Source organism: Streptomyces sp. NPDC008086 (assembly GCF_042957325.1).
GTDB lineage: Bacteria > Actinomycetota > Actinomycetes > Streptomycetales > Streptomycetaceae > Streptomyces.
Genome location: NZ_JBIBIA010000003.1, coordinates 868,919 through 890,334, shown reverse-complemented (window position 1 = coordinate 890,334; position 21,416 = coordinate 868,919). Strand labels below are relative to the sequence as shown.

The 21,416-nt window shown below is 71.7% G+C and carries 20 protein-coding genes and 2 pseudogenes; 13 read left to right on the top strand and 9 right to left on the bottom strand.

The window, feature by feature from the left end; all coding sequences use genetic code 11:
- Positions 1 to 193: 193 nt before the first annotated feature.
- Both panD and ACFZBP_RS14195 read left to right on the top strand, forming a co-directional pair.
- On the top strand, positions 194 to 616 hold the full coding sequence (gene panD / locus ACFZBP_RS14200) for an aspartate 1-decarboxylase (RefSeq protein WP_383442049.1): 423 nt from the start codon (positions 194 to 196) through the stop codon (positions 614 to 616).
- Positions 617 to 657: 41 nt separating this feature from the next.
- Positions 658 to 1,002 carry a GNAT family N-acetyltransferase gene (locus ACFZBP_RS14195; protein WP_383442052.1) on the top strand — a complete coding sequence of 115 codons (345 nt, stop codon included), beginning with the start codon at positions 658 to 660 and terminating at the stop codon, positions 1,000 to 1,002.
- A gap of 644 nt (positions 1,003 to 1,646) precedes the next feature.
- Here the strand turns inward: ACFZBP_RS14195 and gndA are convergent.
- On the bottom strand, positions 1,647 to 3,086 hold the full coding sequence (gene gndA, locus ACFZBP_RS14190) for an NADP-dependent phosphogluconate dehydrogenase (protein WP_383442055.1): 1,440 nt from the start codon (positions 3,084 to 3,086) through the stop codon (positions 1,647 to 1,649).
- A gap of 316 nt (positions 3,087 to 3,402) precedes the next feature.
- Between gndA and ACFZBP_RS14185 the strand changes: the two genes are divergently transcribed.
- Positions 3,403 to 4,602: a peptidoglycan DD-metalloendopeptidase family protein gene (locus ACFZBP_RS14185; RefSeq protein WP_391412966.1), complete on the top strand. Its 1,200-nt coding sequence runs from the start codon at positions 3,403 to 3,405 to the stop codon at positions 4,600 to 4,602.
- Here the strand turns inward: ACFZBP_RS14185 and ACFZBP_RS14180 are convergent.
- Positions 4,592 to 5,707, bottom strand: a complete 1,116-nt coding sequence (locus tag ACFZBP_RS14180; protein ID WP_383442061.1) for a DMT family transporter — start codon at positions 5,705 to 5,707, stop codon at positions 4,592 to 4,594. The two genes, ACFZBP_RS14185 and ACFZBP_RS14180, sit on opposite strands and share 11 nt — an antisense overlap.
- Positions 5,708 to 5,916: 209 nt before the next feature.
- Here ACFZBP_RS14180 and ACFZBP_RS14175 point away from each other — a divergent pair, with 209 nt between their 5' ends.
- The 3 genes from ACFZBP_RS14175 to glgC are packed head-to-tail and all read left to right on the top strand — an operon-like array spanning position 5,917 to position 9,155.
- On the top strand, positions 5,917 to 6,681 hold the full coding sequence (locus ACFZBP_RS14175; protein ID WP_391412963.1) for a (2Fe-2S)-binding protein: 765 nt from the start codon (positions 5,917 to 5,919) through the stop codon (positions 6,679 to 6,681).
- A gap of 41 nt (positions 6,682 to 6,722) precedes the next feature.
- On the top strand, positions 6,723 to 7,883 hold the full coding sequence (gene glgA / locus ACFZBP_RS14170) for a glycogen synthase (RefSeq protein WP_391412961.1): 1,161 nt from the start codon (positions 6,723 to 6,725) through the stop codon (positions 7,881 to 7,883).
- A gap of 51 nt (positions 7,884 to 7,934) precedes the next feature.
- Positions 7,935 to 9,155 carry a glucose-1-phosphate adenylyltransferase gene (gene glgC, locus ACFZBP_RS14165; protein WP_383442070.1) on the top strand — a complete coding sequence of 407 codons (1,221 nt, stop codon included), beginning with the start codon at positions 7,935 to 7,937 and terminating at the stop codon, positions 9,153 to 9,155.
- A gap of 144 nt (positions 9,156 to 9,299) precedes the next feature.
- Here glgC and ACFZBP_RS14160 read toward each other — a convergent pair whose 3' ends face one another.
- The 5 genes and pseudogenes from ACFZBP_RS14160 to ACFZBP_RS14140 form a co-directional block, all read right to left on the bottom strand.
- Positions 9,300 to 10,901 carry a polyamine aminopropyltransferase gene (locus ACFZBP_RS14160; protein WP_391412958.1) on the bottom strand — a complete coding sequence of 534 codons (1,602 nt, stop codon included), beginning with the start codon at positions 10,899 to 10,901 and terminating at the stop codon, positions 9,300 to 9,302.
- Between the two features lie 11 nt (positions 10,902 to 10,912).
- The gene (locus tag ACFZBP_RS14155) at positions 10,913 to 11,350 is read right to left on the bottom strand and encodes a DUF350 domain-containing protein (protein ID WP_383442076.1); all 438 of its coding nucleotides are present in this window, start codon (positions 11,348 to 11,350) and stop codon (positions 10,913 to 10,915) included.
- Between the two features lie 112 nt (positions 11,351 to 11,462).
- Positions 11,463 to 11,867, bottom strand: coding sequence for a DUF4247 domain-containing protein (locus ACFZBP_RS14150; protein ID WP_383442079.1), 405 nt, complete (start codon positions 11,865 to 11,867; stop codon positions 11,463 to 11,465).
- A complete protein-coding gene (locus tag ACFZBP_RS14145; protein WP_383442082.1) occupies positions 11,864 to 12,370 on the bottom strand; it encodes a DUF2617 family protein in 507 nt (168 codons plus the stop codon). The genes ACFZBP_RS14150 and ACFZBP_RS14145 overlap by 4 nt, the downstream gene beginning before the upstream one ends.
- 859 nt (positions 12,371 to 13,229) lie before the next feature.
- A pseudogene (locus ACFZBP_RS14140) lies at positions 13,230 to 13,730 on the bottom strand (MFS transporter); the annotation flags it as partial.
- On the opposite strand from ACFZBP_RS14140, the pseudogene ACFZBP_RS14135 reads away from it, so the two are divergent.
- The 3 genes and pseudogenes from ACFZBP_RS14135 to ACFZBP_RS14125 form a co-directional block, all read left to right on the top strand.
- Positions 13,717 to 13,899 (top strand): annotated as a pseudogene (locus tag ACFZBP_RS14135) (hypothetical protein); the annotation flags it as partial. The pseudogenes ACFZBP_RS14140 and ACFZBP_RS14135 overlap by 14 nt on opposite strands.
- A gap of 145 nt (positions 13,900 to 14,044) precedes the next feature.
- On the top strand, positions 14,045 to 15,382 hold the full coding sequence (locus ACFZBP_RS14130; protein WP_391412953.1) for a wax ester/triacylglycerol synthase family O-acyltransferase: 1,338 nt from the start codon (positions 14,045 to 14,047) through the stop codon (positions 15,380 to 15,382).
- A 124-nt stretch (positions 15,383 to 15,506) separates the two neighbouring features.
- Entirely contained in the window at positions 15,507 to 17,021 is a 1,515-nt protein-coding gene (locus tag ACFZBP_RS14125) for an SDR family NAD(P)-dependent oxidoreductase (protein ID WP_383442088.1), read from the top strand.
- Positions 17,022 to 17,080: 59 nt separating this feature from the next.
- Here the strand turns inward: ACFZBP_RS14125 and ACFZBP_RS14120 are convergent, their stop codons facing one another.
- Together ACFZBP_RS14120 and ACFZBP_RS14115 are read right to left on the bottom strand one after the other, a co-directional pair.
- Positions 17,081 to 17,887 (bottom strand): glucose 1-dehydrogenase, encoded by an 807-nt coding sequence (locus ACFZBP_RS14120; protein WP_391412951.1) that lies wholly within the window; start codon positions 17,885 to 17,887, stop codon positions 17,081 to 17,083.
- Between the two features lie 25 nt (positions 17,888 to 17,912).
- Positions 17,913 to 18,308 (bottom strand): hypothetical protein, encoded by a 396-nt coding sequence (locus ACFZBP_RS14115; protein WP_391412949.1) that lies wholly within the window; start codon positions 18,306 to 18,308, stop codon positions 17,913 to 17,915.
- Positions 18,309 to 18,781: 473 nt separating this feature from the next.
- Here ACFZBP_RS14115 and ACFZBP_RS14110 point away from each other — a divergent pair, with 473 nt between their 5' ends.
- The 4 genes from ACFZBP_RS14110 (at position 18,782) to ACFZBP_RS14095 (ending at position 21,402) form a co-directional block, all read left to right on the top strand.
- Complete coding sequence (locus ACFZBP_RS14110) at positions 18,782 to 18,955, top strand: hypothetical protein (RefSeq protein WP_383442097.1); 174 nt, start codon at positions 18,782 to 18,784, stop codon at positions 18,953 to 18,955.
- A 66-nt stretch (positions 18,956 to 19,021) separates the two neighbouring features.
- Positions 19,022 to 19,504, top strand: a complete 483-nt coding sequence (locus tag ACFZBP_RS14105) for a GNAT family N-acetyltransferase (protein WP_391412946.1) — start codon at positions 19,022 to 19,024, stop codon at positions 19,502 to 19,504.
- A gap of 81 nt (positions 19,505 to 19,585) precedes the next feature.
- Entirely contained in the window at positions 19,586 to 20,164 is a 579-nt protein-coding gene (locus ACFZBP_RS14100; protein WP_383442103.1) for a TetR/AcrR family transcriptional regulator, read from the top strand.
- A 17-nt stretch (positions 20,165 to 20,181) separates the two neighbouring features.
- Entirely contained in the window at positions 20,182 to 21,402 is a 1,221-nt protein-coding gene (locus tag ACFZBP_RS14095) for a GDSL-type esterase/lipase family protein (protein WP_391412944.1), read from the top strand.
- Positions 21,403 to 21,416: the final 14 nt, after the last annotated feature.

Below are 21,416 nucleotides of genomic sequence, written 5' to 3'. Positions count from 1 at the left end.
AGGCTGTCCGAACAGGCGCCTGGTCGGTGGCGCTACAACAGCCTGGTTGGCGCGGAAGCCCAGGCAGGGGGCCTTGTCCTCGATGAGAAGCGATGTTCCTCACAATCGTCGACTCCGACGCGTGCCCGTGTAAAGTGAAGACCGCCCTTGACCTGCACAAAGCAGGCAGGGAGCCGTCTTCCAGGAGTCCAGAATGCTGCGTACCCTGTTCAAGTCCAAGATCCACCGTGCCACCGTCACCCAGGCCGACCTGCACTACGTGGGATCGGTGACCATCGACGCGGACCTCCTCGACGCCGCCGACCTGCTCCCCGGTGAGCTCGTCCACATCGTCGACATCACCAACGGCGCCCGTCTGGAGACGTACGTCATCGAGGGTGAGCGCGGCTCGGGGGTCGTGGGGATCAACGGTGCCGCCGCCCATCTCGTCCACCCCGGTGACCTGGTGATCATCATCAGCTACGCTCAGCTGACCGACGCCGAGGCGCGGGCGTTCGAGCCGCGGGTCGTGCACGTGGACGGCGCGAACCGGATCGTGGCCCTGGGCGCCGACCCGTCCGAGCCGGTGCCGGGCTCCGACCAGGAGCGCAGCCCACAGGCCGTGCCGGTGACCTGAGCGCACTCGTCGTCCCACCGAAGCCGGACCAGGAGCGTGCCATGAGCGACATCGAGATCCGCGACGACCGGGCGGCGGGCCGCCTGGAGGCCCTGCTGGGCGACGAAGTCACCGGCCGTATCGAGTACTTCGTCCTCGATTCCCCGGCACGCGCCCTCGTGCCCGTCCACACCGTCGTGGAACCGGCCCACGAGGGGAAGGGCATCGCCGGCTCCCTGGCACGCGAGCTGTACGGCATGGCGGCGCGCGAGGGAGTCGTCGTCGCGCCGCTGTGCCCGTACGTCGTGAAGTGGGCCGAGCGCCACCCCGACGAGGCCCCGGCGGCCGACCCCGAACTGGTGGAGGCGGCGAAGAGCTGGCTTCGGGAGCACCCCGAGCGGTTCTGACGAGGGGCGGCACCACAGGGGCGGTTCCGTCGGCCGCCCGCGACGGGCCACTTGGGCGCCCGCATTGACGCGGGTGAGTGACTGGTGGAGCGGCCATCGGGTACGCGGGGGAGTAGTCCAGAGCCGATGTCACGGACTGGCTGGAGGACGCCATGACCAACCCGTATACGGACCCGGTCCATCCGGGACCGACACCGGGCCCCGACCCGTCGGGCCCGGAGCCGCACCCGGTCCCGCCCCCGGAGCCCCCGCCGACCCCCGAGCCTCCCGCACCCGGACCGCCCCCGCCCCCGGGCCCCCTGCCCGGCCCGGAACCGACACCGCCAGCGCCGGTACCCCCGACCCCGCCGTCGCCCCCGGATCCCTCACCGTCACCGATCCCCCCGGGACCCGAGCCGGTACCGAACCCCGAGCCCGGCCCGCCGCTCAGCTGAGCACCCGACGCCCGCGGGCGGCGGTGGGCGGCCGGGCGGCGCCGCCCACTCCAGGTCCCCGTCCCCGGTTCGTCCCTACGCGCGATCCCGAACCGGGGGACGGCGGACAGCCCGGCCCGCTGACCTCTGCCGCCAGTTCTGGACACGAGTCCGCCCCGCGCCCGGGCCGACGGCCGGGCACGGGGCGGTCACATGACGACCGGACAGGTGTCAGCCCGCGACCTCCGAGCGGTCCCCGCCCCACAGCGTGTGGAACGAGCCGTCCCGGTCGGTGCGCCGGTACGTGTGCGCGCCGAAGAAGTCGCGCTGTCCCTGCGTCAGCGCCGCGGGCAGCCGCTCGGCGCGCAGGGCGTCGTAGTAGGCGAGGGCCGCCGCGAAGCCCGGCGTCGGCACACCCTGCCGGGTCGCCGCGACAATCACCTCACGCCAGTCGTCCTGCGCCGCGGCGATCTCCTGCGCGAAGGTGTCGTCGGACAGCAGGCTCGGCAGGTCGGCGCGGGCGTCGTAGGCCGCGCGGATCCGGTCCAGGAACGCCGCGCGGATGATGCAGCCGCCGCGCCAGATGGCCGAGACGGCACCCAGGTCGATGTCCCAGTCGTACTCGGCGCGCGCCGCGTCGATCTCGTGGAAGCCCTGCGTGTACGACACGATCTTCGACGCGTACAGCGCCTGCTCCACCTGGTCGGCGAACGCCCCCGCCTCCGCCTCGCTCAGCGGCGACGCCTTGGGGCCCGCCAGCCCGCGCGAGGCCTCGCGCAGTGCCGCGTGCCCGGACAGGGAGCGGGCGAAGACCGCCTCCGCGATGCCGGAGACCGGCACGCCCAGGTCCAGGGCGATCTGGACCGTCCAGCGGCCCGTGCCCTTCTGCTCGGCCTGGTCGACGACCACGTCCACGAACGGCTTGCCCGTCGCCGCGTCCACGTGCGACAGCACCTCGGCGGTGATCTCGATCAGGTAGGAGTCCAGCCGACCTGTGTTCCAGGTCCGGAAGATCTCCGCGATCTGCGCGGGCTCGTACCCGGCGACATCGCGCAGCAGCTGGTACGCCTCGCCGATGAGCTGCATGTCGGCGTACTCGATGCCGTTGTGCACCATCTTCACGAAGTGCCCGGCACCGTCCGGACCGACGTGGGTCACACAGGGCGCCCCGTCCGCCGCCTTCGCGGAGATCTTCTCCAGCATCGGGCCCAGCGAGTCGTACGACTCCTTCGGGCCACCCGGCATGATGCTCGGCCCGTGCAGCGCGCCCTCCTCGCCGCCCGAGACGCCCATGCCCACGAAGTGGATGCCCTGTTCGCGCAGGTCGCGCTCGCGGCGCCGGGTGTCGGCGAAGTGCGCGTTGCCACCGTCGATGATCATGTCGCCGGGCTCCAGGAGCGGCGCGAACTCCTGGATCACCGCGTCGGTCGGCTCACCGGCCTTCACCATGATGACCAGCCGCCGCGGCCGCTCCAGCGCCGCCACGAAGTCCTTGGCGGACTCGGCCGCGATGAACTCGCCCTCGCTCCCGAACTCCTCCACCAGCGCCCGCGTGCGCGCCGGCGTCCGGTTGTGGACCGCGACCGTGTAGCCGTTGCGGGCGAAGTTGCGGGCGAGATTGCGGCCCATGACCGCGAGACCCGTGACGCCGATCTGCGCCGAAGTGCTCATGCGTTGGCTCCTAGTGACCTCGATATATCAGCGGTGCCGGTCATGCCCGCCAGTATTGCCCCATCGTCCATCCTGACGTGCCGGTATCCCGACCGCACATCCGGGGTGGCGCGATGTCGCGCAGGCAGATACGCACGAAAGGCCCCCGCGCACTCAGCCGTCCCGAGCGCCGTCCGGGCGCCGTCCGGAGGTCGGGCAACGTGCGCCGGTTCCGCGCCACTTGGCGTGAAGAGGCGGCTGAATTGCCGTCTTGTCATGGCCTGTTCGCAGCGCTTACTTTTGCCCCTCCTGACGCATGTCAATGGGGGGCTCCGTCATGGCCGTACGCGGTCGGCACCGCCGGTACCAGCCGAACAGGATCAACCGCGCCTCGCTCACCGTCACCGCGGGCGGCGCCGGGATGGCGCTCCCCTTCATCGGCACCGGCACCGCGCAGGCGGCCGACGTGAGCACCTGGAACAAGGTCGCCGCGTGCGAGTCGACCAGCCGCTGGGACGTCAACACCGGCAACGGCTACTACGGCGGACTCCAGTTCGCCCAGTCGACGTGGGAGGCCTACGGCGGCCCGCGCTACGCGGCGCGCGCGGATCTGGCCACCAAGGACCAGCAGATAGCCGTGGCCGAGAAGGTCCTCGACGGCCAGGGCCCCGCTGCCTGGCCGGTGTGCTCGGTGAAGGCCGGGCTGACACGGGGCGGGGACACTCCCGACATCCACCCGGCGGGCACCCGCGACACCGGCCCCACGGGTCGCAGGACCTCCGTCCAGGACGTCCAGCCGCAGACCACGCCCCAGTCACGGGCGGGCACCGCCGAGATGTACACCGTGGTCCACGGCGACACCCTCTCCGGGATCGCCGAGTCGCAGCGGGTCCGGGGCGGTTGGCGGGGCCTGTACGCCGCGAACCGGAAGGCCGTCGGAGCCGACCCCGACCTGATCCTGCCGGGACAGCGGCTCGCGCTGCGCGGCAAGGCGCCCACGACGACGGACAGTCCGACGGCCACCCCGAAGCCGAAGTCCCAGCCCAAGCCCCAACCCAAGGCCAAGCCCCGGCCCAGGACGGCCCCCGAGAAGCCCTCTTCCGACCGTCAGGAACAGGCGACCACGAGCAGCCGCTCGCTGGTCTCCCCGGTGAGCGCGTCCACGGGCACCCCGTACCGCAAGGCCGGTGCCCTGTGGTCGAAGGGCTATCACACGGGCGTCGACTTCGCCGTGCCGACCGGCACCTCCGTGCGGGCCGTCGGCGCCGGGCGGGTCGTGAGCGCCGGGTGGGAGGGGTCGTTCGGCTACCAGGTGGTGATCCGGCACGCCGACGGCCGCTACAGCCAGTACGCCCATCTCTCGGCGATCTCCGTGAAGGACGGGCAGTCCGTGGGCGCCGGTCAGCGCATCGGCCGCTCCGGCTCCACGGGCAACAGCACGGGCCCGCATCTGCACTTCGAGGTGCGGACGGGGCCCGGTTTCGGTTCCGACATCGACCCGGTGGCCTACCTCCGGGCCGGCGGTGTCAGGATTTGACCCGCATCCGGTGCCGGTCGGAGACCGGCATCATCGGGACGTAAGGGCCGCCGTAGAAGGGGCCGTAGAGGTTCGGGGACTCCTGGAGGTCGTGGAGGCCGGGAACAGGCTGCTCCGCCTCCTCGTACGGCTCCTGCGCGACCTGCGCCGGAATGAGGATCCCCTCGATCCCGTCGGGTACGACGACGTCCTCGGGCTCCGTGGCCAAGGCCGGCTCGACCAGGGCCTCCTCGGTGTGCGCCGTCTCGGGCGGCGCCACCCCGGTCTCGGCCTCCGTACGCGCGATCCGCTCCGTCGTCAGCAGGATCAGGCCACCCGCAGCGACCACGCCGCAGCCCAGGGCGAGCAGGGTGCCCGTGGTGCCGTACCGGAAGGTCTCGCCGAACATCGTGATGCCGACCGCGGCCGCCACCACCGGGTTCACGACCGTCAGCGTGGCCAGCGGCGCCGCGAGCCCCGCGCCCCGGTAGGCGGCCTGGGACAGCAGCATGCCGGCCGTCGCGAAGACGCCTATCGTCGCCAGGGCGGGCACGTCGGCCGCCGACACCCCGCCGTTCCAGTCCACCGCGGCGACCTTCGTGAACACCGAGGACATGCCGAAGGCTATGCCGGAACCGGTCGCGAGCAGCATGCTGCGCACCGCCGGGTGACGGTGGGCCGCCCGGCCCGCGATCATCAGCGCCACGACGACGCCGCCCGTCACCAGGGCCACGCTCACCCGCTCGGCGGTGACCAGCGACTGCGACTGGGAGGAGCCGACCAGGGACAGCAGCGCGGCAAGGCCCACGGTCGCCATGATCGCGCCCCGCCAGGCCGTCGACCCGGCCCTGCGGCCCACGAACAGCGCCGCCATCGGCAGCGCGAACACGATCGTCAGCGCACCCAGCGGCTGCACCAGGCTCAGCGGACCGAAGGCCAGCGCCACCACGTGCAGCAGACCACCGAGGCCGTTCAGCGCGACCGCCGCCCACCAGCCCGCCCGACGCATCGGCGCGAACTGCTGCCCCGGGGAGGACACCGCGACACGCTCCTGCACGATCGCCCCGCCCGCGTACGCGACGGCGGAGACGAGCGACAGCAGCACGGACAACGCGAGGGCACTCATGAGCTGCTCCTCTGCGTGAGGCACGGGCGGTGACCCCGGCGCGGCGAACGGTCGGCTCTCATAGCCAACACGATGCCTCGAAAACCTCTTCCCGTCGTCGTACCAGAGCAGTCACTGTCTCCTACTGCCGATGGAGTACTGGGGCCCCGGCCTCATCCCCAAGGCGGGTGCCCCCGGACGGAACCCCGAGGTGATGTCCCCGCGCGGCCTTGGTACTACTGCTCTTCGTGGACCTCGACCCCGATCTCGCCGCCCTCCGGCCGCTCGGCGGCTTCTTCGTACTACACACGGCAGGGGAAACGCTTCGGCCACTGCCGACCCTGGCGGACACCTACGGAGCACCCCCGTCGGACCCTCAGGGGGATCCCCTGGGACTCCGCGTTCGGAAAGTCGCGAACGCCCTGCATGCCCCCGAGCCGCGGATCGCCGCGTCCATCGCCCAGCAGGGCCTCGCGGCGCGACTGTGGTCGGTGACGCTCGGCTGCGCCGCCCTGTACGGCCGCGTCCCCGACCTCGACCCGGCTCTGCTGCGCTGGGACCCGGAGGGCAGCGCCCCGGACGACCTGTGGCTCACCGACGTGCGCCCGCTCCCGGCCGACGCGGCCGCCCCGACGGGCCTCGCTGACGCGGTCCTGCACGCCCACCTGGAACCCCTGGCCGCCGCCCTGCACTCCCGCTACCGCGTCGCCACCGGACTCCTCTGGGGCAACGCGGGCTCGGCGCTCGCGGGCGCGGCCCGGCAGCTGGACCAGTGGGCGCGCGCCCACCGCCGTACGGACGCCGCCGCCCGGGCCCGTGCCCTGACCGAGGAACTCTTCGCCCACCCCCTCCTCGCCGACACCGGCACCCGCACCGGAACCGTCTTCCGCCGCCGCAGTTGCTGCCTCTACTACCGCGTGCCGGGCGGAGGCGTGTGCGGTGACTGTTGCTTCCCACGACCCCCGCGCTCTTCCCCACGCGCCACATCTGGGTGACCATGAAAGGGCAACCAGCCGCTGAGAACAGGGGGTTCCGGGTGCGTGTGGGACTGCTGACCCGGGAGTACCCGCCGGACGTGTACGGCGGCGCGGGTGTCCATGTCGAGTTCCTCGCCCGGGAGTTGAGGGACCTCGTCGACCTGGAGGTGCACTGCTGGGGCGAGGGCCGCGGGGTCGGCGTGCAGCGCCACCGCCCCTGGTCAGCGCTCGACACCGCCAACGACGCGCTGCGCACCTTCTCCGTGGACCTCGCCATGGCCGCCGGACTCGAGGGCCGCGAACTCGTCCACTCCCACACCTGGTACGCCAACCTCGCCGGCCACCTCGGCAAGCTCCAGTACGGCATCCCGCACGTGATGACCGCCCACTCCCTGGAGCCGCTGCGCCCCTGGAAGGCCGAGCAACTCGGCGGCGGATACGCCCTGTCCAGCTGGGCCGAGCGCACCGCCATCGAGTCGGCGGACGCCGTGGTCGCCGTCTCCGCCGCCATGCGCGAGGACATCCTCGGCTGCTACCCGGCGCTCGACCCGGGCCGCGTCCAGGTCGTGCACAACGGCATCGACACCACCCTCTACCGGCCCGACCACCGCACCGACGTCCTCGCGCGCTTCGGCCTCGACGCCGACCGCCCGTACGTCCTCTTCGTGGGCCGCATCACCCGTCAGAAGGGCGTACCGCATCTGCTGCGCGCGGTACGGGACATCGACCCGGCCGCACAGGTCGTACTGTGCGCCGGCGCCCCCGACACCCCGGAGATCGACCAGGAGTTCCGCGACCTCTACCAGGAGCTGAGCCGGGTCCGCGAGGGCGTGCACTGGATCCCGCAGATGCTGCCGCGCCCCGAGGTGATCCAACTCCTCACCCACGCCACCGTGTTCGTCTGTCCCTCGGTGTACGAGCCCCTCGGCATCGTCAACCTGGAGGCGATGGCCTGCGGAACTCCCGTGGTGGCCTCGCGGGTCGGCGGCATCCCCGAGGTCGTCGACGACGGCAAGAGCGGCCTGCTCGTCCCGCTGGACGACGACGCCGAGGCTTTCGAGGCCGGTCTCGCGCGGGCCCTGGACTCGGTGATCGGCGACCCGGAGACCGCCCGCCGGATGGGTGAGGCCGGACGGGAGCGGGCGGTGGGGGAGTTCGGCTGGGACGCGGTGGCCAGGCGGACGGCCCGGCTCTACGGGGAGACCCTCAAACAGGCTTAGCGCGCGCTGCTCAGGGGCAGGTTGGGACCAACCAGGGTGAGGGGAGCGGCCATGCGTCGTGGCGGACCTTCGGTGCTCGGCATCGTACTGGCGGGCGGAGAGGGCAAGCGCCTGATGCCCCTGACCACGGACCGCGCGAAACCAGCGGTCACCTTCGGAGGAACGTATCGCCTGGTCGACTTCGTCCTCTCCAACCTCGTCAACGCCGACATCCTGCGCATCTGCGTCCTCACGCAGTACAAGTCGCACTCCCTGGACCGGCACATCACCACGACCTGGCGGATGTCCAGCCTGCTCGGCAACTACGTCACCCCGGTCCCGGCCCAGCAGCGGCTCGGCCCGCGCTGGTACCTGGGCAGCGCGGACGCGATCCTGCAGTCCCTGAACCTCGTCTACGACGAACGCCCCGAGTACGTCGCGGTGTTCGGCGCCGACCACGTGTACCGCATGGACCCGCGCCAGATGCTCGCCCAGCACATCGAGAGCGGCGCGGGCGTGACGGTGGCGGGCATCCGCGTGCCGCGCGGCGAGTCGTCGTCGTTCGGCGTGATCAGCCCCGGCTCGGACGGCCTGACCGTGGAGCGCTTCCTGGAGAAGCCCGCCGACCCGCCGGGCCTCCCGGACGACCCGGAGTGCGTGTTCGCCTCGATGGGCAACTACATCTTCACCACCAAGGCCCTCATCGAGGCCCTCCAGCGGGACGCCGAGGACGAGAACTCCGTGCACGACATGGGCGGTTCGATCCTGCCCCAGCTCACCGACCGCGGCGAGGCCCAGCTGTACGACTTCAGCGCCAACCACGTCCCCGGCGAGACCAACCGCGACCGGGGCTACTGGCGCGACGTCGGCACCCTCGACGCCTACTACGACGCCCATATGGACCTGATCGCCGAACGCCCCGCCTTCAACCTCTACAACCGCAACTGGCCCATCTACACCCACTCGGGCCAGCTCTCCCCGGCCCGCTTCAACGCGGGCGGCATGGCGAGCGAGTCCATCATCAGCGCCGGCTGCCTCATACGCGGCCAGGTCACGCGGTCCGTCCTCTCGCCGGGCGTCGTGGTCGACCCGGGAGCCGTGGTCCAGGGCGCGGTGCTGCACGACAACGTGCGCATCGGGCGGGGCGCGGTGGTGCGGGGAGCCGTCCTGGACAAGAACGTCGAGGTGCCGCCGGGCGCGACGATCGGCGTCAACCCGCAGCGGGACGCGGAGCTGTACACGGTCTCCAAGGGCGGGGTGATCGCACTGGGGAAGGGGCAGCGGGTGCCCTAGGAAGGATTGACCTGTACCAACGCGGCAAGGTGCTCATCGCCCGGATGTCACGGAGGGGTGCCGTATGCGCGGTCCCAGCCCGCAGGCAGGACCACCAAGCCGGTGCCCCATCCCTGCCGGCGACGCAGAGGATCTCGACCGCGGTCAGTAGTTCTCCCACTCGTCCAGGACGTACTCCAGTACGGCCGGGTCCATCAGCGTGCTCGGCCGTACATCCTGGCGGCGGCGGTCCACGGGGAACACCGCGGCGGCCTTCAGGACCGCCTCGTCCAGGTAGCGCAGTCGCGGGGCGTCCGATGCCAGCCGCAGCGGTGGGGGCGTACTGCCGCGCGGGGCGGCCAGGACGTAGCCCCAGTTGCCGAAGCTCGGTACGTCGACCTGGAACTCGGTGGTCGAATAGCCCGCCGTCTCGATCGTCTTCGCGATCGACCAGTACGTCTTCGGCGCGAAGAACGGCGACCCGCTCTGCACCATCACCCTGCTCTGCGGCGTCAGGACCTGGCCGAGCAGGTGGTAGAACTCCACCGAGTACAGCTTGGCCAGCGCCGCCGAGTCCGGATCGGGGAAGTCGATCACGACGGCGTCGTACCGCTGCCGGGCGCCGCGCAGCCAGTTGAAGGCGTCGGCGTTGACCACCTCGACCCTCGGGTCGTCCAACGCCTTGTCGTTGAGGTCACGCAGGGGCCGGAAATCGCGCGCGAGCCGGGTCATCGCGGGGTCCAGTTCCACCAGAGTGACGTGCTGTACGTCGTCGTAGCGCAGCACTTCGCGCAGGGCGAGCCCGTCGCCGCCGCCCATGATCAGCACGTTGGCGCGGGAACCCGCGAGCGCGGGGTGGACGAGGGACTCGTGGTAGCGGTACTCGTCCACGGAGCTGAACTGGAGATCGCCGTTGAGGAAGAGCCGGATGTCCGGTTCGCCGGTGAACGCGGTGGAGCGGGTGACGACGATCTCCTGGTACGACGTCGTCTCCGCGTGGATGATCGGGTCCCGGTACATCTGCTGGCGCGCGGTCACCTCCAGGTCGTCCGCGAGCGCGTACGCCGTACCGAGCACGGCCAGCACCGCCGTGACCCCGGCCAACAGGGTGTTACGCACCCAGCGCCTGATCTGCCGGCGGAAGATGAACACCACCACGATGACGCCGGCCACCGCGTTGACCGCGCCGACCACCAGCGTGCCCTTGAGCTGGCCGAACGTCGGCAGGAGCCACAGCGGGAAGCCCAGGCCGCCCACCAGTGCTCCGATGTAGTCGACGGCGAACATGTCGGCGACCGCGCTGCCCGCCTCCTGCCGCCGGATCCGCTGGAGCAGGGTCATCAGCAGCGGGATCTCGGCGCCGATCAGCACACCGACGGCCACCGCGACCACGATCATCGCCGGGGTGTACAGCTGGAGCCAGGCGAACGCCGCGTACAGCACCAGCACCGACAGCCCGCCGACCAGCGCCAGCACGCCCTCCACGAGCGCGAACGCGCCCACCGCGCGGCGGCGCAGCGGCTTGGCGGCGAGCGAGCCGAGCCCCATGGCGCACACCATCACGGAGATCACCACGGAGGTCTGGAGCACCGAGTTGCCGATGAGGTAGCTGCCCAGCGCGGTCAGGGCCAGTTCGTAGACCAGGCCGCAGGCCGCGCAGAGGAAAACGGCGAAAAGCAGCAGGAAGCGAGCCCCCCGGGTGTGCTTGACGGCCAGGGGGCGGGAGGGTGCCGCGGTGGTGTCGCTGCCTTGCACGGTGGCGCTCATGGAGGGCGCCGTTACGAGATCGCCGCGCCGACCATGAAGCCGGTGCCCAGGTACATGCCGGCCTGGACCCATGCGGCGGGGTGCGGACGGCCGTCCTGGTCGTCGAGGACGACCGCGCCCATCTGGCCCGGCGTGAACACGCCGATCACGATGCCGACGACGGTCATCACCAGCACCCCGGCCAAGCCGTACAGCAGCGTGCTGACCAGGCCGTAACCGAGGCCCTGCTCGGACTCGCTCGCCTCGATGGCCTTCATGATGACCAGGCCCACGGCGACGGACTGGCTGCCCAGCAGGACGGCCGCGCCGCGGTTCCGGTCGGTCCATACCACGTGGTACAGCTTGCCCGGCGTGACGAGGTCGAGCGCGATGAAGCCGACGGCCATCACGACGAGGCCGACGACTCCGTAGAGCAGGGCCTGGCCGGTCGACTCGAAGATCTCGGTCACTGGGTTGCCTTTCTTGGGGGCGGGGTCAGGGCGTGATCGGGTGTGGTGCGGGAGGAGCGTGGGGAGGTGCCGGGGGGTGGTCCGGCCGGCCGGTCACCGGGCGTTACTGGCGCTATTTGCCCTCACCGGGGCCGCCGCCCCGGAAGCTCGCGCTGTTCGGGTCCGGCCAGTAGAGGAGGTGCTGCTTGTGGCGGCGGTAGCCGCCCCGGTAGTCCTCGATCTCGATCAGGCTGCCGCTCCGGTACGGCGAGACGGTGACCATGTCGTCGCCGTAGCGCAGGAACTCCATGGTGTCGCCGGAGGCACGGTCCAGGGCCGCGCGCTCGGTGTGTATCGCCTGGGCGACCTCGCTCGGGCTGCTGTCCGCGTCGAGCCAGTCCGCTCCGGTCTCGGTGTACGTCTTCCTGATCCAGTCGCGCGGCACCGCGTCGTCGTCCCCGTCGCTGGAGCAGGCGGTGAGCAGGGTCGCGGCCAGGGCGGCCGCCACCGCTGCGCGGACGAGTCGGGCGCTGTTCATCGGGCCTCCAGCCGGCTGTACGTCGATACGATCTGGCCGTTCTGCGGATACGTGTGCCAGGTGCGCCAGACGAGCCCGGCGCCGTGCGGTCCCTCGACCGTGTCGACGACCACCGCGGTGACCGCCTCCGGCGAACCGGGGAAGACCCCGCACAGGCTGTGCTCGGTGTCGGTGGCCTGCCTGAGGATCCGCGCCACCTCGGCACTGAACTCCCCGGGAGTCAGCCGGCGGGTGGTGGCGCCGAAGTCGTGGACCCAGCCCGGCAGATGACGGGTGCAGGTCTCGGGCAGACCCTTCACCGCGCCTCGCAGACAGGCCACCGTCTCCCGCACGGGACCGGCGAACACCTGGTGCGAGGCCCCGAGCAGCCGCAGCCGCACGTCCAGCCCGCCGAGCGACACCACACGTTCTGCCAGCGCCGGACGCTCCGCCAGGTCCAGCGAGAAGCAGAGCTGATCCGCATCCGTGTCCAGATAGGGGGCGTCCAGAGAGACGGCGTCCACACGGCCCCCCGGTCGTTTCTAGCCATGATCGGCGCCCGAGTATGACACATGCGTTCGTGGGACTTGAGGGGTGGGGGAGAGGTGGGGGGAGGGCCGCCCACCACCAGGGGGCATCCCGCGCACGGTTTCGCACAAGCGCCCCTGGCCGAGGGGCAGGACCGACATGGAAGCACCAACGAGGATGACCGCGCTGCGGCGGCTGCTGCCCCGCCTCCCAGCGCGGGCGAGAACATCGACTGAGGGGGGCGGCCAGGCGCGGCGGGGGACCGGGTTCCTCCAGGACTACATGGACTTCATGGCCGTGCACGGCGTCGGCGGGATCGGCGCGCAGGAGGAGATCGGCGAGCTCCAAAGCCTCGGGCCGTTTCCCACCGGGCGTCTTCCCTCTTCGCCCGTCATGGCTCGCAGACCTGCGAGGTCGCCCCCTGCGGCATGGTCGAGTGCCTGCGCAGACTGCTCGCCGACGAACTCCCCTCGTACCGCCGGGAGTTCATGCCTGAACCGCGCTCAGAGCACTGGCGCAAGGGGCGATGAGCCGCGAGGCGAACTCCAACCGGACCATGCTCTCCCGCAGTAGTTGGTTCATCGCCTGGCGGAGCCCCGGGGCGGCACGGAGGCGAAGGACGGTGAGGTGGTCCGGCAGGAGACCCGCTGGCCGTGGACCACGCCCGCGCCCTGCGCGTCTCGCGCTGCCGGGGCTCCTGCCCGTCGCGCCTGGCGGGCGATCCGGCGGAGGCGGTGCCCGGCGACCCGGCGGACGCGTCCCCGGCGATCCAGTGGACGCGTGCGTCGGCGATCCAGTTGATGCCCCGCCGGCGATCTGGCGGGTGGTCCCGGTGTGCTCCCGCACAGTCGCCGCCTCGCTCGCCGTCGTCCCGGCCCCCGGCTCGGCGCTCTTCCTCGCGAACCCGCGCCGGCCCGGCAGGATGGCGAGGACGATCAGTGTTCCGGCGGCCATGATGATCCCGCCGATGAGGCTGGTCTGGGCGACTCCGTGGGCGAAGGCCTGGTGGACGGCGTCCACGGCGGCCTGGGCCTGCTGGGGCCCGGCGGAGGGATCGCGACCCGACCCGACCCGCTCCGCGACGGCCAGGCCGGCGCCGACCGAGTCCTTGGCGGTCTCCATCGCCTCCGCCGGGACCCGGTTGCCCACCAGGTCGGTCAGCTCGTCCCGGTAGGCCGTGCCCAGCAGCGAGCCCAGCACCGCGATGCCCAGCGCCCCGCCCAGCTCCAGCGCGGTGTCGTTGACGCCGCCGCCGACGCCCAGCTCGGACTCGGGGAAGGAGCCCGTGATCGTGTCGGTCGCCGGGGAGACGCTCGGTCCGAGCGCGAGGCCCAGCATCATCAGCGGCGCCAGGAACACGCGGATCCCGGACGTCGAGGGTGAGCTGAACGGGCTCCTGACCTACGACCGCGCCGTGCTCGAACCGGACGCGGATCGGGTCAGGTCCGCGCACGAGGCGCTCATCCGTGAGGCCTCCCGGGTGACACCGTCGGGATGCCCGGTGCCGCTACCCGTGCTGAAGTGACCTCATATGCACCATGAGTCCCGCCCCTTTCACCAGGGGCGGGACTTAATCTGCCGTTAACTGAGCGTAGCTTGATCGTACTTGACTGTAATCGCCCGAGGGCGATTGACTGCTGGTCCACCCTTCGTCGACGCGAGGCAAGCCATTGACTTCTGACCTGCTCGCACCTCTCGACCTGGCGTTCTGGAACATCGAGTCCGCCGAACACCCCATGCACCTGGGCGCGCTCGGCGTCTTCGCGGCGCACTCGCCCACCGCCGGCGCCCACGCGGCCGACCTGCTCGCCGCCCGTGCCGCCGCCGTGCCGGGACTGCGGATGCGCATCCGGGACGCCTGGCAGCCGGTCAGCCTGCTGCAGCCGTTCTCGTTCGGCGGAGCCACCCGGGAACCCGCCCCGGACTTCGACCCGCTCGACCACGTCCGGCTGCACGCCCCGACCGCCGACTTCCAGGCGGTCGCGGGCCGGCTCATGGAGCGCCCGCTGGAGCGCGGCCGGCCGCCGTGGGAGGCGCATGTGCTGCCGGGAGAGGACGGCGTGTCCTTCGCCGTGCTGTTCAAGTTCCACCACGCCCTCGCCGACGGACTGCGCGCGCTGACCCTGGCCGCCGCCGTCCTCGACCCCATGGACATGCCCGCCCGCAAACCCCGCCCCGAGGAGCCCCGCGGCCGTGGCCTGACGGATGTGCGCAGGCTGCCCGGGCTGGTGCGTGGCGCCCTGTCGGACGTCGGCCGGGCCCTGGACATCGGCGCCTCCGTCGCCGTCTCCACGCTGGCCGTGCGCTCGTCGTCCGCGCTGGTCGCCGAGCCCAGCGGAACCCGCCGTACCGCCGGGGTCGTCGTGGACATCGACGATGTGCACGTGGTCCGCAAGGCCGTCGGCGGCACCGTCAACGACGTCCTGATCGCCGTCGTCGCGGGCGCCCTGCGACGCTGGCTCGACGAGCGCGGCGACGGCAGCGAGGGCGTCGCGCCCCGCGCCCTGATCCCCGTCTCCAAGCGCCGGCCCCGCACCGCGCACCCACAGGGCAACCGGCTCTCCGGTTACCTGATACGGCTTCCGGTCGACGACCCCGACCCGCTGCGCCGCCTCGCCACGGTCCGCACCGCCATGGACCGCAACAAGGACGCCGGCCCCAACCGGGGCGCGGGCGCCGTCGCCCTGCTCGCCGACCACGTCCCGGCGCTCGCCCACCGCATCGGCGGACCGCTGGTCAGCCAGGCCGCCCGGCTCTGGTTCGACATCCTGGTGACCAGCGTGCCGCTGCCCGGCATCGCCCTGAAGCTCGGTGGCCACCAGGTCACCGAGGTCTTCCCGTTCGCCCCGCTGGCCCGCGGCCAGTCCCTGGCCGTCGCGATCTCGACGTACCGGGGACGCGTCCACTACGGGCTCGTCGCCGACGCCGCGGCCGTATCGGATCTCGACGTGCTGGCCAGGGCCGTCTCCGAGGAGGTGGAGTCACTGATCGCCGCCTGCGCTCCCTGAGCCCCCGGTGCCCCGGGTCCCTTCGCCGGATTTTGGAGGAGTGACCCGGCGCTCCGTACAATTCCCCGTTCGAAAGCGGGCGCGGTCGGAGCGCCGCTCGGGTGACCAGGGAAACGGCAGCGCGATGACGGTGACAGAGGAAGGCTCGGCGACCGCGAACGAGGTCGTGCACGAGTCCGGTGACGAGGTCTACGGCCCCGGCATCGACCCGGAGCGGCTCGCCGTCTGCCTCAGCGTGCTGGAGGAACTCGACAAGCTGGAGGTCGACCACCCCGACGCGATCACCGTGCGCCGGGCCACCGCCGGGATCTACCGCACCGTCAAGCAGCGCCGTCGTCAGGAGCGCCGGGCCGCCAAGACCGCCCACGACAAGGCGGTCACGGAGGCGACGGCGACCGGCTCGGCGCAGCGCATCGACGACGAGACCGAGGGCATCCTGCCGTCGTCGGCCACCGAGGCCGGCAAGATCGCGGGGATACTCCAGCGCCCGCGCTCCTGCTACACCTGCAAGACCCGGTACGTGGAGGTCGACTACTTCTACCACCAGCTCTGTCCGGACTGCGCCGCCCTGAACCGCGCCAAGCGCGACGCCGGCGCCGACCTCACCGGCAAGCGTGCCCTGCTCACCGGCGGCCGCGCCAAGATCGGCATGTACATCGCGCTCCGGCTGCTCCGCGACGGCGCGCACACGACGATCACCACGCGCTTCCCGAAGGACGCCATCCGCCGCTTCAAGGCGATGGACGACTCCGGTGACTGGATGCACCGTCTGGAGGTCGTCGGCATCGACCTGCGCGACCCGGCCCAGGCCGTCGCCCTCGCCGACCAGGTCGCCGACGCCGGCCCCCTCGACATCCTCGTCAACAACGCGACGCAGACCGTACGCCGGCTGCCCTCCGCCTACGCCGCCCTGGTGGACGGCGAGAGCGCCCCGCTGCCCGCCGGTGAGCTCCCCGCCCACCATGTCATCGGCGCCTTCAACTCCGGCGCGGTCGACGGCCTCGCCGCGCTGCCGCTGGGTACCAGCGGCCTCGACGCCCAGAAGGTCGCCGACCTCGCCCTGGTCGCGGGCAACGCCAGCGTCGCCCGGCACCTGGACGGCACCGCGATCGACGCGGGCGGGCTCGTGCCCGACGTCGTCGACAGCAACACCTGGGTGCAGACCATCGAGCAGATCTCCCCGGTGGAGCTCCTCGAGACCCAGCTGTGCAACTACACCGCGCCGTTCATCCTGATCAGCAAGCTGCGGCCGGCGATGGCCGACGCCGCGAGGAAGGCGGCGAGCGGTCGGGCGTACGTCGTGAACGTCTCCGCGATGGAGGGTGTCTTCGGGCGCGGTTACAAGGGTGCGGGGCATCCGAACACGAATGCCGCCAAGGCCGCGATGAACATGGTCACGCGGACCAGCGCGCAGGAGATGTTCCAGAGCGACGGCATCCTCATGACGTCGGTCGACACCGGCTGGATCACCGACGAGCGGCCTCACTTCGACAAGTTGCGGCTTGCCGAGGAGGGGTTCCATGCGCCGCTCGACCTGGTGGACGGCGCGGCTCGGGTGTACGACCCGATCGTGCGGGGTGAGGGCGGGGAGGATGTGTACGGGGTCTTTCTGAAGGATTACGCGCCTGGCAAGTGGTAGGCGGGGGCGGTCGTGCGGCCGCCGGTGAGTGGGGGCTGGTCGCGCATTCCCCGCAGCCCTCAGGTGGGTCCAGTTCCCGGCGTTTGTAGGCGCTCGTGTATCTCGTACGCCGTCGCCGTGTGCGCCGCGCGTACCCGAGTGCCTCCGTCCACCACCAGGTCCGCCCCCGTCACCCACTCCGCCTGGTCCGACGCCAGCCACACCACCGCCCGTGCCACATCCTCCGGTTCCCCGATGCGCCCGAGCGGGAGTCCGGCGGCGACCTCCTCCTCGCCCGGCCCCCACACGAACCGTGCCATTTCCGTGCGGACCAGGCCGGGGGACACCGAGTTGACCCGCACCTTCGGGGCCAGTTCGCCCGCGAGCTGCTGGGTCAGGTGGAGGAGGGCCGCCTTGCTGGTGCCGTAGGCGCCGATCCGGGGGCCGACATGGGTGGCGCCCTCGGTGCAGACGTTGATCACCGAGCCACCGTGCTCCCGCATCCAGGCCCGCCAGGCACACTGGACGAGCCGGAGCGGGGCCTCGACGTTCACGGTGAAGGACTCGCGCCACGAGAGCGGGTCGACGTCCATGAGCGGGCCGTACGGCAGGTTGGTCGCCGCATTGTTCACCAGCACGTCGAGCCGGCCGAACTCGCGCAGGGCCAGGTCCACGACCGCCCGCGGATGGTGCGGGTCGGCCACGCTGCCGACCACCCCGATGCCGCTCAGCTCGGCGGCAGTCCGCCGTACCTCCGCCGCGTCCCGCGCGGTCACGCACACCAGCGCTCCGGCGTCGGCCAGGTGCCGGGCGACGGCGTGCCCGATGCCGCGTGTGGCGCCGGTGACGACGGCGGCCCTGCCCTGAAGTCCGTACGGCGACGTCATCGCCGTACCGTCTCATGACGGACCGTCAGTCAACAGCCCCGAGGCGCGAGTGCCGTGCCGCCACCAGCTCCAGGACCGTGCGCCAGTCCTCCAGGACCCCGGCGTCGAAATGGGTGGCCCGGCTCTCCTCGACCGCCAGGCGCAGGCGCAGCGCGTCTTCGTCCGTGCCGGGGTCGTGGCGGCCGACGAGGCGGTGGACGCGTTCGCCGAGCAGCTGCCGTACGGCTTCGGCCGCGTGCCCGGTACGGCGGGTCTCGTCGCCGGGGCACAGCAGCCGCCCGACGTCGTGGACCAGGCCCGCCACTTGGAGTTCCTTGTCGGCGGGGCGGCTGCGGCGCAGCAGCGCGGCGGCCCGCAGCGCGGGCTGGTGCGGGCAGGCGTACAGCAGATCCATCAGCTCCTCGACACTGCGCAGCTCCATGCGTCGGTCCTCCCGCCGGCCGGCCGTTGGCGTCCGTCAGCAGATCATGGCCGCCTTGCGATTCGGCCAACGGGACCTGAACTGCGCGGCGTGGTGGGGGCCGACACCGGGTGACGCGCTGCCGTTGAGCCGAACGAGTGACTGGTAAATGCCGTGATTCACGGCAAAACAGGAGATGACGGGCAGGTGAAATCCGGTCGACTCCGGATAGTTACCCCTTGTTTGCAGCCCCATCGAGCGGCCACCCGCTCATTTGGTTAGTCTGTAGCGGACGGACAGCATGACAGGGTCCCAACCCACACCCACGGTCCGTCCCGGGACAAGCCGGTGCACAACGGCCTGCTCTCACACCAGTACACCGGCGCCACCGCGTCCGAGCCGACTTTGAGTAAGACCCGAGCGGGCGTCAAGTACCGGACCGCAGACTGGACCGGCCCCGCCCCGAGGGTGATCCGACACAAAAGGAGTGCGCGGTGACACCTGAGCAGACGAATCGCGAACAGCGCCCCAAGGAACGTACGGAGCGCGCGGGCCGCCGGTCCAAGGAGATCGGCAGTCTCGATGTGTGGGCCAGGTCCGCCCCCATCCGCCTGGCGGGCTACGAGGAGGACCTCGCCGAGCCTCACATCCTGCCCAGCGTCGACTGACGGGTCGGCCGAAGCGGCAGAGCCCTTCGCGATTGCCGGACGCATGGGCGTGCGAGACTCACGCCCATGCTGATCAGAGAAGCCGCGGCCGGCGACTGGCCGCGGATTTGGTCTTTCTGGCACCGGATCGTCGCCGCCGCCGAGACCTACGCCTGGGACCCGGACACCTCCGAGGACGACGCGCGGGCCCTGTGGATGAACCCGGCCAAGAGCGTCCACGTCGTCGAGGACGACGCCGGAGTCGTCGTCGCCTCCGCCTATGTCACCCCCAACTACGGCGGCCCGGCCGCCGGTATCGCCAACGCCGGCTTCATGGTCGACCCCGGCCACGGCGGGCGCGGCATCGGCCGTGCCCTCGCCGAGCATGTGCTGGTCGTGGCCAAGGCCGAGGGCTATCGGGGCATGGTCTTCAACGCCGTCGTCGAGACCAACCCGGCCGTGCGCCTGTGGACCTCCCTCGGCTTCACGATTCTCGGCACGGTCCCGGAGGCGTTCGACCACCCCCGGCACGGGCGGGTGGGCCTGCACATCATGTACCGGGCGCTTTAGCTGGTCGCCTTCACTGCTCTCACGTTTGCCTAAGTGCTTTAGCTTTATGCATAATCGCTAAAGGTGAACGGGAGGGCTGTTGTGGCACGTGTGGGGCTGACCACGGAACGCCTGGTCCGGGCGGGTGCGGAGCTGGCCGACGAGATCGGGTTCGAGCAGGTGACCGCGTCCGAGCTGGCCCGGCGGTTCGACGTCAAGGTCGCGAGCCTGTACTCGCATGTGAAGAACTCCCAGGACCTCAAGACGCGGATCTCGCTCTTCGCGCTGGAGGAGCTGGCCGACCGGGCCGCCGACGCCATCGCGGGCCGGGCCGGCAAGGACGCCCTGGTCGCCTTCGCCGACGTCTACCGCGACTACGGTCGCGAGCACCCCGGCCGGGCCGCCGCCGCGCGGATGCGGCTCGACCCCGAGACGGCGGCGGCCGGCGCGGGCGTCCGGCACGCGCAGATGACGCGGGCGATCCTGCGCGGCTACGACTTGGCCGAGCCGGACGCGACCCACGCCGTGCGGCTGCTGGGCAGCGTCTTCCACGGCTACGCCAGCCTGGAGGTCGCGGGCGGCTTCAGCCACAGCGCCCCCGACTCCCAGGAGACCTGGACGCGGATCCTGGACGCCCTCGACGCCCTGCTGCGCAACTGGCCCACCGAGCCCACCCCTTGACCACAGGCGGAGGACACATGGACACCGAGCACGGCACACAGCACGGCCCGCGCCACGACTGGATCACCACGCCCGTCACCGCCGCCCTTCTGCGCGGCGCCCTCGACATCGAGCACACCGAGCGCGGCGTGCTGCCGCACCGGCTGCCCGCCCGGGCCCGCGCCCAGAACACCGACGGACAGCTGGCCATGGCCGAGTCGCAGCCCTCCGGCGTACGGCTGGCGTTCCGCACCCGGGCCACCGCCGTCGAACTGGACGCGCTGCGCACCAAGCGTGCCTACGTCGGCGCGCCACCCCGCCCCGACGGCATGTACGACCTGATCGTCGACGGCCGCCCCGCGGGACAGGGCAGTGTGACCGGCGGCAACGTGGTGACGGTCGACATGACCGCCGGAACCGCCGAGCACCAGCCCGGCCCGGCCGGCACCGTCCGCTTCGCCGGGCTGTCCGACGGCGACAAGGACGTCGAGATCTGGCTGCCGCACAACGAGACCACCGAACTGCTCGCCCTGCGCACCGACGCCCCCGTCGAGCCCGCCCGGGATCCGGGCCGCCGGGTGTGGCTGCACCACGGCAGTTCGATCAGTCACGGCTCCGACGCCGCGAGCCCCACCGGTATCTGGCCCGCGCTCGCCGCCTCGCTCGGCGGCGTGGAGCTGATCAACCTCGGCCTGGCCGGAAGCGCCCTGCTCGACCCGTTCACCGCGCGCACCCTGCGCGACACCCCCGCCGACCTCATCAGCCTCAAGCTGGGCATCAACGTGGTCAACCTCGACCTGATGCGGCTGCGCGCCTTCGGGCCCGCGGTCCACGGGTTCCTCGACACCATCCGTGAGGGCCACCCGACGACACCCCTGCTCGTCGTGTCGCCCATCCTGTGCCCGATGCACGAGGACACACCGGGACCCTGCGCCCCCGACTTCAGCGGCATGAGCGCCGGCCGTCTGCGCTTCGTCGCCATGGGCGACCCTTCAGAGCGCGCGAGCGGCAAGCTGACCCTGGGCATCATCCGGGACGAACTCTCCCGCATCGTGAAGCAGCGCGCGGCCGACGACCCGAACCTGCACTACCTCGACGGCCGCGACCTCTACGGCGAGTCCGACTCCGCCGAACTGCCCCTCCCCGACGGCCTCCACCCGGACGCCGCCACCCACCGCCGCATCGGAGAGCGCTTCGCACGGCTGGCCTTCACGGCGGACGGGCCGTTCGGGGCCGAGCCTGGCGTGGTGGCGTCCTAGGGGGTGTCGTTCGG

What these genes read in the sequence shown, in the direction of transcription:
- ACFZBP_RS14160 (WP_391412958.1), bottom strand. Translation starts at nt 10,901, where the DNA reads ATGAGCGCCACCGTGCAAGGCAGCGACACCACCGCGGCACCCTCCCGC.
- ACFZBP_RS14185 (WP_391412966.1), top strand. Translation starts at nt 3,403, where the DNA reads ATGGCCGTACGCGGTCGGCACCGCCGGTACCAGCCGAACAGGATCAAC.
- gndA (WP_383442055.1), bottom strand. Translation starts at nt 3,086, where the DNA reads ATGAGCACTTCGGCGCAGATCGGCGTCACGGGTCTCGCGGTCATGGGC.
- panD (WP_383442049.1), top strand. Translation starts at nt 194, where the DNA reads ATGCTGCGTACCCTGTTCAAGTCCAAGATCCACCGTGCCACCGTCACC.
- ACFZBP_RS14115 (WP_391412949.1), bottom strand. Translation starts at nt 18,308, where the DNA reads ATGGAGCTGCGCAGTGTCGAGGAGCTGATGGATCTGCTGTACGCCTGC.
- ACFZBP_RS14180 (WP_383442061.1), bottom strand. Translation starts at nt 5,707, where the DNA reads ATGAGTGCCCTCGCGTTGTCCGTGCTGCTGTCGCTCGTCTCCGCCGTC.
- ACFZBP_RS14125 (WP_383442088.1), top strand. Translation starts at nt 15,507, where the DNA reads ATGACGGTGACAGAGGAAGGCTCGGCGACCGCGAACGAGGTCGTGCAC.
- ACFZBP_RS14105 (WP_391412946.1), top strand. Translation starts at nt 19,022, where the DNA reads ATGCTGATCAGAGAAGCCGCGGCCGGCGACTGGCCGCGGATTTGGTCT.
- ACFZBP_RS14195 (WP_383442052.1), top strand. Translation starts at nt 658, where the DNA reads ATGAGCGACATCGAGATCCGCGACGACCGGGCGGCGGGCCGCCTGGAG.
- ACFZBP_RS14150 (WP_383442079.1), bottom strand. Translation starts at nt 11,867, where the DNA reads ATGAACAGCGCCCGACTCGTCCGCGCAGCGGTGGCGGCCGCCCTGGCC.
- glgC (WP_383442070.1), top strand. Translation starts at nt 7,935, where the DNA reads ATGCGTCGTGGCGGACCTTCGGTGCTCGGCATCGTACTGGCGGGCGGA.
- ACFZBP_RS14095 (WP_391412944.1), top strand. Translation starts at nt 20,182, where the DNA reads ATGGACACCGAGCACGGCACACAGCACGGCCCGCGCCACGACTGGATC.
- ACFZBP_RS14120 (WP_391412951.1), bottom strand. Translation starts at nt 17,887, where the DNA reads ATGACGTCGCCGTACGGACTTCAGGGCAGGGCCGCCGTCGTCACCGGC.